General features: G+C 67.5%; 15 protein-coding genes. 8 read left to right on the top strand and 7 right to left on the bottom strand.

The annotated features are described in order from the left end of the window. Positions 1 to 246: 246 nt before the first annotated feature. Entirely contained in the window at positions 247 to 795 is a 549-nt protein-coding gene (locus O3I_RS21005; protein ID WP_081594055.1) for a YfbM family protein, read from the top strand. A gap of 3 nt (positions 796 to 798) precedes the next feature. On the opposite strand, the gene O3I_RS21010 is transcribed toward O3I_RS21005, so the two are convergent. From O3I_RS21010 to O3I_RS21020, 3 genes are read right to left on the bottom strand one after another with little or no spacing between them, the layout of a single operon-like run. Beyond that, positions 799 to 1,248 (bottom strand): SRPBCC family protein, encoded by a 450-nt coding sequence (locus tag O3I_RS21010; RefSeq protein ID WP_014984985.1) that lies wholly within the window; start codon positions 1,246 to 1,248, stop codon positions 799 to 801. A 15-nt stretch (positions 1,249 to 1,263) separates the two neighbouring features. Further along, the gene (locus O3I_RS21015) at positions 1,264 to 1,605 is read right to left on the bottom strand and encodes an ArsR/SmtB family transcription factor (protein WP_014984986.1); all 342 of its coding nucleotides are present in this window, start codon (positions 1,603 to 1,605) and stop codon (positions 1,264 to 1,266) included. Further along, positions 1,602 to 2,066: an SRPBCC domain-containing protein gene (locus tag O3I_RS21020; protein WP_014984987.1), complete on the bottom strand. Its 465-nt coding sequence runs from the start codon at positions 2,064 to 2,066 to the stop codon at positions 1,602 to 1,604. The genes O3I_RS21015 and O3I_RS21020 overlap by 4 nt, the downstream gene beginning before the upstream one ends. Before the next feature lie 196 nt (positions 2,067 to 2,262). On the opposite strand from O3I_RS21020, the gene O3I_RS21025 reads away from it, so the two are divergent. The 4 genes from O3I_RS21025 to O3I_RS21040 all read left to right on the top strand — a co-directional run bounded on the left by O3I_RS21025 (position 2,263) and on the right by O3I_RS21040 (position 8,482). Beyond that, a complete protein-coding gene (locus O3I_RS21025; protein ID WP_014984988.1) occupies positions 2,263 to 4,494 on the top strand; it encodes a serine/threonine-protein kinase in 2,232 nt (743 codons plus the stop codon). 439 nt (positions 4,495 to 4,933) lie between these two features. After that, on the top strand, positions 4,934 to 5,650 hold the full coding sequence (locus O3I_RS21030) for a metal-dependent hydrolase (RefSeq protein WP_041562750.1): 717 nt from the start codon (positions 4,934 to 4,936) through the stop codon (positions 5,648 to 5,650). Between the two features lie 433 nt (positions 5,651 to 6,083). Beyond that, the gene (locus O3I_RS21035) at positions 6,084 to 7,067 is read left to right on the top strand and encodes an SMP-30/gluconolactonase/LRE family protein (RefSeq protein ID WP_081594056.1); all 984 of its coding nucleotides are present in this window, start codon (positions 6,084 to 6,086) and stop codon (positions 7,065 to 7,067) included. 152 nt (positions 7,068 to 7,219) lie between these two features. After that, entirely contained in the window at positions 7,220 to 8,482 is a 1,263-nt protein-coding gene (locus O3I_RS21040) for an alpha/beta fold hydrolase (protein WP_014984991.1), read from the top strand. Between the two features lie 59 nt (positions 8,483 to 8,541). Here O3I_RS21040 and O3I_RS21045 read toward each other — a convergent pair whose 3' ends face one another. Beyond that, positions 8,542 to 9,633: a hypothetical protein gene (locus O3I_RS21045; protein WP_014984992.1), complete on the bottom strand. Its 1,092-nt coding sequence runs from the start codon at positions 9,631 to 9,633 to the stop codon at positions 8,542 to 8,544. Positions 9,634 to 9,787: 154 nt separating this feature from the next. Between O3I_RS21045 and O3I_RS21050 the strand changes: the two genes are divergently transcribed. After that, complete coding sequence (locus tag O3I_RS21050; RefSeq protein WP_014984993.1) at positions 9,788 to 10,597, top strand: HugZ family protein; 810 nt, start codon at positions 9,788 to 9,790, stop codon at positions 10,595 to 10,597. Here the strand turns inward: O3I_RS21050 and O3I_RS21055 are convergent. The 3 genes from O3I_RS21055 to O3I_RS21065 form a co-directional block, all read right to left on the bottom strand. Then, positions 10,585 to 10,971 carry a VOC family protein gene (locus O3I_RS21055; protein ID WP_041562751.1) on the bottom strand — a complete coding sequence of 129 codons (387 nt, stop codon included), beginning with the start codon at positions 10,969 to 10,971 and terminating at the stop codon, positions 10,585 to 10,587. The genes O3I_RS21050 and O3I_RS21055 overlap by 13 nt on opposite strands. Positions 10,972 to 11,034: 63 nt before the next feature. After that, positions 11,035 to 11,556 carry a DUF1772 domain-containing protein gene (locus O3I_RS21060; protein WP_014984995.1) on the bottom strand — a complete coding sequence of 174 codons (522 nt, stop codon included), beginning with the start codon at positions 11,554 to 11,556 and terminating at the stop codon, positions 11,035 to 11,037. Between the two features lie 79 nt (positions 11,557 to 11,635). Then, positions 11,636 to 12,238: a helix-turn-helix domain-containing protein gene (locus O3I_RS21065; protein ID WP_014984996.1), complete on the bottom strand. Its 603-nt coding sequence runs from the start codon at positions 12,236 to 12,238 to the stop codon at positions 11,636 to 11,638. A gap of 65 nt (positions 12,239 to 12,303) precedes the next feature. Between O3I_RS21065 and O3I_RS21070 the strand changes: the two genes are divergently transcribed. Both O3I_RS21070 and O3I_RS21075 read left to right on the top strand, forming a co-directional pair. Then, the gene (locus O3I_RS21070) at positions 12,304 to 12,891 is read left to right on the top strand and encodes a VOC family protein (RefSeq protein WP_237748102.1); all 588 of its coding nucleotides are present in this window, start codon (positions 12,304 to 12,306) and stop codon (positions 12,889 to 12,891) included. Then, the gene (locus O3I_RS21075; protein ID WP_014984998.1) at positions 12,882 to 14,330 is read left to right on the top strand and encodes an FAD-binding protein; all 1,449 of its coding nucleotides are present in this window, start codon (positions 12,882 to 12,884) and stop codon (positions 14,328 to 14,330) included. Before O3I_RS21070 ends, O3I_RS21075 begins: the two co-directional genes overlap by 10 nt. Position 14,331 lies beyond the last annotated feature (1 nt).

The raw sequence follows: 14,331 nt of genomic DNA on the forward strand, positions 1-14,331 counted from the left end.
CCAACAACATACGCCCAGCGGGACACTCTTCCTGCGCGCCCGTTTCTACGCCGATAATCAACATTATGTCAACTAACATCCATCTACTGCACCAGAGTCACCGTCCGCCACCCCTCCTCCAAGCGACGACCGACCCCAACGCCGTTGCTCCCGATAACAGTGCGTTGCGGACGACCAACCAGCGAAATACGCTGGCGTTCTGCCACGTTCGCGGGATCAGGATGAAAGCGGCAGATTCCTCCTGCGATGAGCGATGACCCGACTCGCGTTACGGCAATATCTGACACGAAGGATGGCACGGTGGGATCTCTAGGTGTTCATTTCGCGCTGACAGCGGAACAGTCGGAAGGCCTGCTCGGTGCGGATGACCCTGATGATCTTCTGGCGCTGGTCCAGGAGATCGAGGAAGAGCTGGCCGACGAGGCCGACCAGGTGAACAGCGACAAAGCGTGGGATGCCATTCATCGATGCCTGTCCGACGGCACCCTCGATCCCGCCGGCGGCACCTACCCACTCTCCCACGCCGTGCTCGGCGGAACTCGCCTGGACGCGGGCGAAGACTATTTCGTCAGTCATGTCACGGCCGTGCAGGTCGGCGATGTCGCCCGAGCGCTGGCGCTGCTGGATGAACAGTCTTTCCGCGAACGGTTTTTCGCCTTGGACCCCGACGACTACGACGGGGCCCGCGACGCAACCGACTTCGCCTACACCTGGTCGAACCTCGTCGAGGTCACGACCTTCTTCACCAGAGCCGCGCAGCTCGACCGGTCCGTGATCTTCACGGTGGACCAGTAGGGTCTAGTGCCAGTTGTCGATCAGCACATCACGCGGATCCGGTGCGCCCGTTCCGGTTTCGAGGTAGCTCTTGAGACTCATCAGGAACATCGCCCACTTGGTGCTGCAGTGGTGCATGAACTCGATGGGTTCGCGCCAGCCTCGATGCTGGAACAGCACGATGGTGTAGTCACCTTCGCGTTTGAGGGCGAACGACACCTCGGTGCCCATCCATTCCTCGGGACCGCCGACGACCTCCCACAGCACCTGCTCGGCGGGCTGCAGGTCGGTGACCTTCATATCGAACCCGTCCTTACCTTCGGGGCCGAAGCGGAACCGGATTACTCCCCCGGCGTTTTCATCGCCGTGGGTGTTGGTGGTCCACCAGTTGGCGAGTCCGTCGATCGTCGTCAGTGCCGTGTAGACGTCGTCGAGGGGCGATTCGATCCCGACCCTGTGCAGAATGTCGACCATTTCGGAGTTCCTCTCTCACTTCTTCTCTTTGCTGCGTTGAATCGCCTCGGCGATCTTCTTGATGCGCTGCAGCCGGGCATCCCACGCGGAACCGACCGCGTCGAGCTGGGCGACCGCGCGGGCCAGTTGGGCGTCGTCGACGTGGTAGCGGTGTTCCCGACCGGACGGCGTGCCGTGCACCAGACCGACCCGGTCCAGGACGCCGAGGTGGCGTGCGACGGCCTGTCGCGTCACGGGCAGCTGTTCGCTGAGCGATGTCGCGGTGCCGCCGCCCTCGGCGAGCAGTAGATCGAGCATGCGACGCCGGGTCGGGTCCCCGATCGCGGACCAGAGATCGTCGTCGACGGCGGTGCTCATCGACCCGCACCGACCTTCCCGGCGTAGGCCACAAGGCGCGGCAGGAACAGCTCCCAGCCTTCGATGTGGGAGTTGTATTCGCGTTCCAGTACCGCGATCTCCCAGCCTCTTTCGCGGAACCCGATCTCGGTCATCTGCACGGTGGTGCCCGTTCCGGATGGGCTGAGTTCGAAGGTGACGAACAGGGAGTTCCCGGCGTCGGCAGCCTCGTCGGCCGGGTGTCCCCAGCGGAAGGAGAACAGCTTGGGCGGTAGCGCGTCGACGACGGTCAGCAGCGCGACGGAGGCATCCGAATCGTTCCGGTCACCCCACACGAGTTCGCCGACCGCGCCGGGCACCGGATCGAGCGACGCCTCGTCGGGCCACCATTCGCGCAGATGTTCGGGACTGCTGATGACCTCGTAGACCACCTCCGGGGTGGCCTCGACGTACAGGGTTCGTTCGATGCGTCCGTACTCCATGTTCTGACCTTTCGATGCGCAACCTTTTGTTGCACATGACGGTAGCCGGAGACTACGCGATGCGCAACACTTTGTTGCACAACGGGGCGGCCCGATCATCGGAAAGCTTCAGTGCCGGATAATTCGACGGTCCCAATTAGAGTGATCGTTTAAGCTCTGTTGGGGGCTCGGGAAGCCATTTGATCGGGTGGGCCACATGGAAACGCACTATGGTGCCGACCGGGTGACGGCGACGCAAAGCGCGTTGACGCAACTGGTCGCTGGATTCGACAGCGCTTGGGCGGGCGCCGCCGAACCTCCCGACCTGGCCGCGCACCTGCCGGCCGAGACCGGACTTCGCCGATCCGCCCTGATCGAACTGATCAAGGTCGACCTCCAGCACCGCTGGCGCGCAACCGGCAACGGCAAACGACTCGCCGACTACCGGGCCCAGTTCCCCGAACTCGACACTGCCCCACTGCCACCGGACCTCATCTACGAGGAGATCACCGCGCGCAGCCGCGGCGGCGACGACCTCGACCTCACCGAATACGAGCACGAGTTCGCCACCCAGATGGCGCAGATCGCCGAACGCCTCGACACCGGCGAGAACTTCCGGACCACCCTGCTCGCCGACGCCACCGCGTCCAACGCACTCGACACCATCGCGCCCGGCGCCACCATCGGCGACTTCGACCTGCTCATCGGACTCGGTCAAGGCGCGTTCGCCCGCGTCTTCCTCGCCCGGCAACGATCGATGCAACGCCTTGTCGCCGTGAAGATCTCCCGCGACCGCGGCAGCGAACCGCAGACCCTCGCCCAACTCGACCACGAACACATCGTGCGCGTCTTCGATCAGCGCCAGATCGAGGAACAACACCTCAAGCTGATGTACATGCAGTACGTGCCGGGCGGCACCCTGCTCGGCGTCCTGCGCCTGCTCCGCACCACACCGATCGACCAGCGCACCGGACAACTCCTGCTCGATGCCGTCGACACCGCGGTCACCTCGGGCGGCGTGCTCACGCCCCAACCGTCCACCACCCGAACCGAACTCGCGAACCTGACCTGGCCCGAGACCGTCGCGTGGCTGGGCAGCCGGCTCGCCACCGCGCTGGACTACGCCAACCGCGCCGGCGTCCTGCACCGCGACATCAAACCCGCCAACGTGCTGCTCACCGTCGACGGCCAACCCAAACTCGCCGACTTCAACATCAGCTTCAGCACGCACATCCCGGGCGCGAGTCCCGTGGCGTACTTCGGTGGGTCGCTGGCATACATGTCGCCCGAACAACTCGAGGCCTGCCATCCGGCGATCCCCACCACCGCCGCCGACCTGGACACCCGCAGCGACCTCTACGCCCTCGCGGTCGTCCTGTGGGAGCTACTGACCGGACGCCTCCCGTTCGCCGACGAGATCGGCATCGGCGAATCCGACACTTCGCTCACCCGGATGATCGAACTGCGCAGGCGTCCGATCGACGAACGCCGCAGCAGCGCCCCCGCCGACTGTCCGCAGATCCTCCGGCACGCCCTGCTCACCTGCCTGTCCCCCGACCGCGACGACCGCTACCGCACCGGTGCCGAACTCGCCGAACAACTGAACCTGGCACTGGATCGCACCGCACGCGATCTCATCGACCCGCCCGCACACAGCCTGCGCGGACGACTGCGGATGCGGCCGATGCCCGTAGTCACGCTGTCCAGCGCGCTAGGGCAACTACTCGGCGGCATGTACCTGGCGGGCCACAACACCAGGCTGCTCGACCTCGAACTCAGCGTCGACGGACGCGCGGAGCTCACCAGACTCGCACTGATCACCGCCGCCATCGGATACCCGATCGGCATCGGGCTGCTGCTGTACTGGTGCCGGTTGGTGTTCCTGGTTCCCGAGGGACTGCGGCGCGGCAAACGCTACGACGACAAGACCTTGGCCAAAGCCCGCGCGGACACCCTCGCCTGCAGTGACCGCATCGCCACCGTCGCGTTCACGGGCTGGGTGCTCGCGCTCGGGGTATTCCTGGTCAAACTGCACTACATCGGCGACCTCTCCCCCGGACTGCTGATCAACCTGATCGCCTCGCACCTCGTCGCCGCGGCCGTCGCCGTCGTCTACACCTACTTCCCGGTGACGTTCTTCGTACTCCGTTGGTACTACCCCGGATTGGTCGCCGCGGGGCACAGTTCCCCCGGTGAGGCCGTACAGCTGCATCGGCTCGCGCGGCGGAGCCGGATCTACCTCGGCATCGCCGCGTCCGTGCCGCTGTTCGGGGTCGCGGCGGGTGTCGCATTCCTGGACCCGACCCAGCAGCAGACGGTCATCGCCTCCATCGTGGCGCTGTGCGTGTGCGGATTGTTCGCGTTCGTCGGTGCGCTACGGGTGTTCTACACACTCGAATCGGATCTGCACGCGCTACATCGGATCGTGGATCCGCACGCCCGGCCGTGAGGGGCGCCCCTCTCTGTCTATGCGTTTTTGGTTGTTGCTTTCGCTGATGTGCTGAGTAGAGCTTTATATGCATATATACGCACAGGAGCGTACCAACATGTTTGCAAACCGTAGTAGGCGATCCACACGGTTTGCAATCACTGCGGGGCGATCAGTAATCGGCGATGCGGCAGGGCGCATGCGACCCCGCCTCCCGCTGACGAGCAGTCCCCCGGGTTGCGACCGCAGACGGAGTACCACCCCCTCCCCTCCCGCGTACTTCTTGTCACCCCGCGCGCGTGTCGGTCAGCTGACACGCGCGCGGGAAGTGCGCGGCAGCTGACCGTCGGCTCCCTTGCGCCCGAGGCCAACCGGGCTCCCCTAGCTTGGATGTTCTTGTCTACCAAGATCACTGAATCGGGATTCGCCGAATAGTCGTGAGGTGAACTAACGTTCAATCGTGCTTGGACATTCACATGCGACCAGTGGCGCTCTGGCCTGGTCGGCGGCGGCAGCAGTGCTGCCCGTCACGATCTTGACCTACCCCACGATTCAAGGCGCCACCGGACATCTCGGGCCCGTCGATCTGCTGCTGGGAACCTTCCTCACTGCCGGGGCGGCGTTGCTGCCGGACGCCGATCACCCCAACGGGACCATCGCACATGTGCTCGGCCCGCTCTCCTACACGCTCTGCAAGATCATCTCGTGGGTGTCCGGCGGACATCGACATGCCACGCACTCCTTGGCCTTCGTGGCCGCCGTGACGTACGGGACGTGGGCCGGTGAACACTGGATCGGTCGCTGGTTCACCCTCGGACTCGTCTTCTTCCTGCTCGCCCTGGCCGTGCGCGCCCTGCATCTGTGCCCGCCCGGCGACGGGTTCTCCGCCTGGGGCACCGTCGTCGTCCTCGCCGTGGCCGGCACGTTCGCCATGGACCACTGGATCGCCGACAAACCTGTCTGGTTGCCGTTCTGCGTCGGCCTCGGCGCCCTGACCCACCTGCTCGGCGACTGTCTCACCGACCGCGGCTGCCGACTGTTCTGGCCGTTCGAACTCCGCACCAGCCTGCCCATCATCGAGCGCACCGGGAACAAGGTCGAAACGTGGATCCTGTCCCCGCTCTTCGTGATCGGCACCCTAGCCGTGCTCTGGTACGCGATCACCCACCAGCCGTAGGCCGCCGCGCGCAACGAACCGTTCGGGGAGAGTGCGCCCCCGCCACATCCGCGGGCGACCTCTACGCCGCTGCGGTTTCCCGGAGAGCGCACCCCCTCCGTACCCTTGGTCTCACGGGATAACCCCTTGCAGTCTCACGGGAGAGTGCACCCCGCGCCCCCGCGGAGAGCACACCCTCTCCCGTCGAGGCGGTTTTTTGATCGTGCGCACTCTATTACTGCAGGATTGCTATAGGGCAGAACGCATAGCTAGATGCGCATATCTACGTATGAACATGTTTTTTCACAGACATGCAATAGGGGCCGACGCCGAAGGGTGCTCGAAGCCCCAGCGCGGCGCGGGTCCACACTTGCTACCGCACTCACCCTCTGGACCCGATTTCGTCAGGCACCTCCCTACCCCGGCGTTACGCTGAGACGTGCTCGCATCGACGATGAAACCGCAACGCTGGACCCCTCCCCCCGCTACGCGACGGGCGCGCGAAACACGCAGTACCCCACCCCTTCCCGCGCTGACGCGAGTCGAGTTGCCCGCGGCGGGTCCCGAGGACGTGGTCCGCACGCCGGACGGACGACTACTCGCGGGAACCGGTGACGGCGCGATTCACAGTATCGACCCGGCGACGGGCGAGGTGCGATCGCTGGTGAACACCGGCGGGCGGCCGCTGGGCTTGCACGCCGACCCGGACGGCACCGTGCTGATCTGCGACTTCGAGCGCGGCCTGCTCGAATTACGTCCGGACGGCACCCTCGAGGTGCTCGTCGACGAGTTCGACGGCGCGCGATTCCCCTTCGCCAGCAACGTGGTTCGCGACACGGACGGGACCATCTACTTCTCCTCGTCGACCAGCCGGTATCCGCTGGACCAGTACATGGGCGACCTGCTGGAGCATTCCGGGACAGGCCGGCTGTTCCGGCGCGATCCGTCGGGAAAGGTCGAATTGCTGCTCGACGGGCTGCAATTCGCGAACGGTGTGGTGCTCGCGCCGGATCGGTCGTGTGTGGTGGTCGCCGAAACCGGCGGGTACCGGCTGACCCGGTACTGGCTGACCGGACCGAAGGCGGGCACCCGGGACCTGCTCATCGAGAACCTGCCCGGCTTCCCGGACAATCTGGGTCTCGGCAGCGACGGGCTGATCTGGATCACCCTGCCCAGTGCCCGCAATCCCATCCTGGACCGGCTGCTTCCCCTGCCCGGCATGCTCCGCCGCATCGTGTGGACGCTGCCGGACTGGGTGCAACCGAAACCGATGAAGACGATCTGGGTGATGGCGGTCGACTTCGACGGCAACGTAGTGCACGACCTGCAGACCGAGGGCACGAATTTCGCGATGGTCACCGGCGTCGTCGAGCACGAGGGCACGCTGTACCTGGGCAGCCTCACCGAGTCCGCGGTCGGCGTGACGCGCGTTCCGTAGCCGCCGACACGCCGGTCTCGACTTGGTCAACCGACGCTGAACCCCCTCGGCATTCAGGCACCTTCGGCCGTCCCCCGCGCTCCGGCAAGTACAGGCGCGAGGACGATGGCGGTCACCCGGACGATTTCAGTGCACGCTTGTACACTGAAATTATGATTGAGCAGGCGCAGCGGCAGGCTGAGGTACGCGCCCTCGCCAGATTGGCGGGCGACGAACTCGGTGGCGCGGTGGACGGGATCGCGGCGGTGCATCGGGCGATCGCCGGCCGGGTGTTCGCGGCGGTGCGGTTGGGGGTCGGTCCGGCCGCGACGCCGGTCGAGGTGGTGCACGACGCGATCGCCGGCGGGGTCTACCGGATCGTGAGCGAGTCGGCGGTGGCGGTGGGCAAACTGGCCGAGCGGACCGCGGATCTGCCCGGCGCGCAGCCGCCTTCGCGCACGGTGTTCGGGGCCGGGTTCCTCGGCGCGCTACAGGGTTTCATCGGCGACGATCTGGAGCAGGCGCGGCCGATCCTGGCCGGGCCGATGACGTTGCGGGTGGACGGGGAGCCGGTCGCGCCCGAGCAGATCGGGCAGTATGTGGCGAAGCCGAGTTCGTGTGTGGTGGTGTTTCTGCACGGGTTGGTGGAGACCGAGCACGCCTGGCGGCTGGGCGGGCGGACGAGCTATGCGGAGGGGCTCGAGCAGGACCTCGGCTACAGCACGCTGCAGATCCGCTACAACAGCGGCCTGCATATTTCGGAGAACGCCCACCAGTTGAGCGAGCTGTTGCAGCGGGTGGTCGAGCACTGGCCCGTCGAGGTCGAGCAGCTGTCGCTGGTCGGTCATTCGATGGGCGGGTTGATCGCGCGTGGGGCTTGTTTCGAGGCGAGCGAGTCCGGGGCGGCGTGGGTGCGGCGGGTGCGGCATCTCGTCTGTCTCGGTTCGCCGCATCTGGGTGCGCCGCTGGAGCAGTTCGTGCACTTCGCGTCCGCGGCGTTGGTTCGGGTGCCGGAGACGCGTCCGTTCGGCCGGTTGCTGCGGCGGCGTAGTGCGGGGATCCGCGATCTGCGGCAGGGGTCGCTGGTCGATGAGGATTGGCGCGATATCGACACGGACACGCTGCGGCGCAGGGTTATTCGTGAGGTCCCGCTGCTGGACGGGGTGGCGCACTACTTCGTGACCGCGTGCGTCACGCGCAGTCCCCGGCATCCGCTCGGGCGGATCATCGGTGACGGTCTGGTGCTGACCACGAGCGCGGCAGGCCGGAACCGGGCCCGCCGCATCGGCTTCGACGACGCCAACGGGCTACACGTCCCCGCCGCCAACCACTTCACCCTCCTCAACCACTATGCGGTCTACGAAAGCCTGGTCCGCTGGTTGAGCACCGCACCTGAGCTGGCCGTCGAAGAGGCGGGCACGCTCGCCGAGTCGTGACAGGATCTGCACGACGTGCAAACGCACACGCCGTGCAGATCGCCGACTGACCCTGTCGTCTACAGCAGGTGTTCGGGGTCGGAGTCGGCTTCGATGCGGACGTCGGCGGTGAACAGGGCTTCGACGTCGTCGTCATCGGTGTGGGCGGCGTAGAGCAGCAGGGAGCCGCGGATGCCGTCGAGGAGGTCTTCGAGCAGGTCGAGGGCGGGGCGGGCGGGGTCGAGCCGGCTGATTCGGAAGCTCGCGAGCATGGCTTCGCGGGTGTCGGCGTCGACCTCGAAGGTGCGGGCCTGTTCTTCGATTTCGGCGACGCGTCCGACCACGGCCCAGGGGGCGGGCACCCGGCCTTCGTGCACGGCCATGGCTTCGGCGATCAGGTCGACGACGACCTCGGTGGGGCTCTCCCCCGCGTCGAGGCGTTCGAGCACCAGGGTGGGGGTCTCGACCTGGAGGGCTTCGATGTCGTCGGCTTCCACGACGACGTCGGTGGCGGGCACGCCTGCCATCTCGCCGGCGACTTCGGCGGCGGCGAGCAGCCAGTGTGCGGCGGCCACGGCGGCGGAGGCGGGGTCGAGTTCGGTGAACAGTTCGATGGAGCCGAGCGGGTCGGCGCGCAGCAGGTCGTCGGCGGCTTGGACCTGGGCCGGAGAGACGTCGGGGCGGGACAGTTCGACGGCTTGGCGGGCGCGGCCGGACAGGTCGCCGCGTTCGGCGGATTCGATGGCCGCTTGTTCGGCGCTCACCTCGGCGATGATGGTGTCGCGCAGGACGGGGTCGTCGATGTCGTGCAGGGTGCGTCCGACGCGGTGCGCGGATTCGACGACGCCGCTGTAGGAGACGACGAGTCCTTCTTCGGAGGGCAGGTTGGGGGTGCGCAGGCCGGCTTCGACCTCTTTGAAGTTGCGGCGCTCTTCGGCGCGGCGCCAGGCTTCGCTGTTGGGGATGTCGGGATCGCCTGCCGCGCTGGCGGGGTGGGTGTAGGTGCGCCAGTGGAACCGGGACAGCGTGGTCAGGTTCGACGCCAGATTGGTTGCCTGATCGTGGGTCACCTGGTTGGACAGCACGGCTACCGTCTGCGCGAGATCGCCGCGCCCGGTCGCCCAGGTGGCGACCAGTACGTTGCGGTCGGCGTCGAATGCGTATCGGGTCACCCGGCAAGTCTGGTCTATTCGCGCGCGATCCGCGCGTCCAATCCCGTGCATCGACTCCGCCGCGCAGCACGATTCGACGTGGCACGCTGAAAGATGGCAGCTCGGAGACAGGCCCGGCGTCCGCGTGTCGGGCGGGCAGGAGAGGATGAACGGCATGACTCTCGACCATGGTGACCCCGGCGACGCGCCGTCGATTCCGCAGCCCACGGGCCCGGTGGCGAATTCGGCTCGCCCTTCTGCCGCGGAGGAGGCGAGAACGGTTGCCGCCGCGACGAATACCGCGACGCTCGCCAGTCTCAGCGAGGACGGCACGCCGTGGGCGTCGTTCGTGACGTATGGGCTGCTGGACGGGCAGCCGGTGCTGTGTGTGTCACGGTTGGCCGAGCACGGCCGTAATCTGGCGGCCGACGCGCGGGCCAGTGTGGCGATCGTGGCGCCGGATATGCCGGCGGATCCGTTGGCGGGGACCAGGATCACGCTCGCGGGTGTGGTGGAGCAGCCGGTGGGCGCGGAGGCAGAGGCGGCACGAGCGGCGCATCTGGCGGCGGTGCCCGCGGCGAAGCACTACATCGATTACAGCGATTTCTCGTTGTGGGTGTTGCGGGTGCGGCGGGTCCGCTGGGTCGGCGGGTACGGGCGGATGGATTCGGCGAGCGCGGAACAGTACGCGGCGACGTCGGCGGATCCGATCGTGCCGGTGGCGGCGGGGGCGATCACGCACCTCAACGACGATCACGCGCCGGCCCTGCTGGCGATGGCGCAGGCGCTCGGCGGGTATCCGGATGCAACGGAGGCGAGCTGTGAGCGCGCGGACCGGTATGGGCTGGACCTGCGGGTGGTGACGCCGCGCGGGGTGGCGCGGACCCGGGTGGGTTATGCCGAGCCGATCGGTTCGATCGACGAGTTGCGTGCGGCGACAGTCGAATTGGCGCGGCGGGCGCGCGGGATGAATCAGACTTCGTAGAGTTCGAGCGGCAGGTCGTCGGGGTCGAAGAAGAACGCCATCCGTTTGCCGGTGACCTCGTCGACGCGTAGTTCTTCGGTGCGTACGCCTTTGGCGGCGAGCCGGTCCAGGGTGGCGGCGACGTCGCGGACCGCGAACGCGAGGTGGCGCAGCCCGGCGGCCTCGGGCCAACTCGCGCGGTTCGGGGGTTCGGGAAAGGAGAACAGTTCGATCCTGCTGCCGCCGGGGATGGCGAGGTCGAGTTTGTAGGAGCGGCGTTCGGCCCGGTATTGCTCGGCGATCACGGCGAGCCCGAGTGTCTCGGTGTAGAACCGCTTGGAGCGCACATAGTCGGACGCGATGATCGCCACGTGGTGAATGCCTAGGAGTTCCACTCCGCGACCGTATCTCAGGGGTGCGTTCGTTCCGGGTAGGCCCCGGTTCGGGTCGCGGGCGGATCACACGGTTTGCCGCCGCGTCGCGGCGATCAGGAATCCCGATGCGGCGGCGAGCGCGGTGAGTACGCGGGCGTGGTTCCACCAGACCCATTGCGTGTACAGCTCGTCCCATCGGGTCGCCGCGCCGGGATCAGCCGGGTCCAGCGCGTCCACCGACGCGCTGACGGGCACGTTGCCGGCTCCGGTGATGACGACCGTGGCGAACAGGAAGGTGATGGCTGCGGCGAGGATCCACGGTGCCGATGGTGTACGCCACCGCATGGCCGCGCGCACGATCAGGACGAGGCACAGCGCGCTGGTGCCGTACATGGCCAGCATCAGCGGTGGTGTGACGGCGGTGCGGTCGAGTGCCTGCATGGCGGCGATCCCTTGCGCCGAAGGCAGCTCGCGTAGACCGGGCATGACGACGAAGGAGAAGTCGAAGAACACGCCGCCGTTGACGGCCGTGGCCAGTGCTGCCGTCCAGGTCAGCCATTGGTCCGGGCTGCGCCTCTCCGGTGCGCCGGGGTTGTCTTTTCGCATGCTTCCACAACATCAGCCGTGCGCGCGAAGCACCATGCGCGAGACGCGCCGGTGCATGTGGGAGCGTCCAGTGCGGTGTTCACACGGTGAGCATGGCGACGATCATGGCGATGATTTCGGCGGCGTCGTCGGGGTGAGGTTTACGGACGCCCGCTTCCAGGGTGCGTTCGTAGTCGGCGATGAGCGCGAACATGATGGTGGCCATGGTTTCCAGGCGTTGCCTGCGTTTGCGTGCGGCCAGGTGGGGCAGGGCGGCGGTGAGCCGGGTGGCGATGATGCGGACGGCGGCGCGGTCGGTGCCCGCCAGGCGGCGTGGATCGGCGATCACCGGGTGGGCGCGCACGACCTCCAGGAAGCGGCCGTAGTGGGTGACACCGTCGGCGGCACTGAGTTCGAGGATCGGCGCGGCGAGCATCGTGACGAGGGTGTCGAGGTCGTGTGCGGTGCCTTCGGCCTCGTAGCGGGCGAGCAATTGCATGCGCCGGTCTTCGAGCCAGTTCATTCTGCGGTCGACGATGGCTTCGATCAGGCCGGTGCGGGAGTCGAAGTAGTAGTGCACGGCGGAGTTGTTGCGGTTGCCCGCGGCCGCGGCGATATCGCGCAGCGGGACGTCGACCCCGCGTTCGGCGATGAGCCGCTCCCCCGCGTCGAGCAGTGCCGCGCGCGAATCGGCGATGAACATAGCGAGACTCTACTAAACACCCACCTTGACTGAGTTAAGCACACGTGTTTAGTTGAGGAGGTGGGTTGCGGGGTTCAGTGCCGAGCAGCGTCGGGCCGTGGCCTGACGCCTACGGGTCCGCGGCGGCGCGGCCGCGCGGAGGTCGGCCGGTGATCGCGCGCGGGCCGATCTTTCAGCTGGGCTGGGTGGTGCCGGACATCGTGGCAGCCCGACGGCAGTTCACCGAGCGGTACGGGGTGGCAGAATGGTTCTCGATCCCGGACGTGCACTTCGGGCCGGAACTGTGTGAATTACGGGGCGCGCCAGCCGATTACACGATCTCGGTCGCGCTCGGCTATGCGGGTGGACAGCAACTGGAGTTGATCGAGCCGCGCGGTGGGGCGAGCTTGTACGCCGAACACCTCGAGCGGGCCGGCGCGGGCTTGCATCATGTGGCGTGGGTGCCGGAGGACTACGACGGCGCGCTGGACGAAGCGCGGGCCGCGGGCATCGAGATCGTCGCTCGAGGAAAGTTCCCGGGTGCCGGAATGGAGTTCGCGTATCTCGAAGGAGGACCGCTCGGATCGCAGGTCGAACTCATGCGCTTGTCCGACGAGATGCGGGCGATGTTCGACGCGCTGATCCCGGAAGGCTGCAGCAACCCATGGCAGTAGGAACCGAACTCCCCGACGTGGCCGTCCCACCGGCGGACTGGGACGAGACCGCCGATGTGGTGGTCGTCGGCTTCGGCATCGCCGGTGCGTGCGCGGCGATCAGCGCGGCCGAGGCCGGCGCGCGGGTACTGATCCTCGAACGCACCGGTGCCGCGGGCGGCGCCTCCGCGCTCGCGGCCGGGCACTTCTACCTCGGCGGCGGCACACCCGTACAGCACGCCACCGACCACCAGGACAGCGTCGCCGCGATGCGGGACTATCTGGTCGCCGTCAGCCCCGACCCCGACCATCGCAAGATCGAGGCCTACTGCGCGGGCAGCGTCGCGCACCTCGCGTGGCTGGAAGCGCAAGGGCTGGGCTTCGTGCGTTCGTACTACTCCGGCAAGGCCGTGGTGCGGCCGGGCACCGAAGGCCTGATGTGGACGGGCAACGAGAACGTCGCCCCGCATCGAGACCAGATCGCTCCCGCGCCACGGGGGCACAAGGTGAACGTGCCCGCCGAACGCGGGGGCGCCGAGATCATGCGGGTGCTCACCGCGCGGGTGCACGCGCTCGGCATCCGGGTGCGCTACGAGACGCGAGTCGAACAGTTGGTGCTCGACGGCAATCGGGTCGTCGGCGCGTGCTGGTCCGGTGGGGCCGCGACCGGTGCGGTGGTGCTCGCCGCGGGCGGCTTCGTCGCCAACCCCGGCATGCTCGCCGCCTACACCCCGCTCGCGCGGCATTTCCTGCCGTTGGGTGTACCCACCGACGACGGGCTCGGCATCCGGCTCGGCCAGTCCGCGGGCGCGGCGACCGCGCACATGCACGGCGCGTTCCTCACCGCCTCGTTCTATCCGCCCGCGCAACTGCTGCACGGGATCATCGTGAACAAGGCGGGCCGCCGGTTCGTCGCCGAGGACTCCTACCACGGGCGCACCGCGGGCGCGGTTGTCGCGCAACCGGATTCGACCGCGTACCTGATCGTGGACAGCAACCACCTGGTGTGGCCGGAACTGCCGATGGCCAAGTTCGTCGACGGCTGGGACACGGTCGCGAAAATGGAGGCGGCGCTCGGCATGCCCGTCGGCGCGCTGCAGGAGACGCTGGCGAACTACAACGTCGCCGCGGCCGACGAGCACGACCCCGAATTCGACAAGCATCCGGACTGGGTGACGCCGCTGACCGAAGGGCCCTGGGGCGCATTCGATCTGACGCCCGGTATCGCGACCTACGTCGGGTTCACCCTGGGCGGCCTGCGCACCTCCGTCGACGGGCAGGTGCTGCGGGCCGACGACTCACCGATCGGGGGGCTGTACGCCGCCGGAGCCTGCGCGTCCAACCTGGCGCAGGACTGCGACGGTTATTCGAGTGGAACCTGTCTCGGGGAGGGCTCGTTCTTCGGGCGCCGCGCCGGGGCGCACGCGGCGCTGCACTCGCGGCGCCAGGAAGGCGACTGAT

This window comes from Nocardia brasiliensis ATCC 700358 (assembly GCF_000250675.2).
In the GTDB taxonomy this organism is placed as follows: domain Bacteria; phylum Actinomycetota; class Actinomycetes; order Mycobacteriales; family Mycobacteriaceae; genus Nocardia; species Nocardia brasiliensis_B.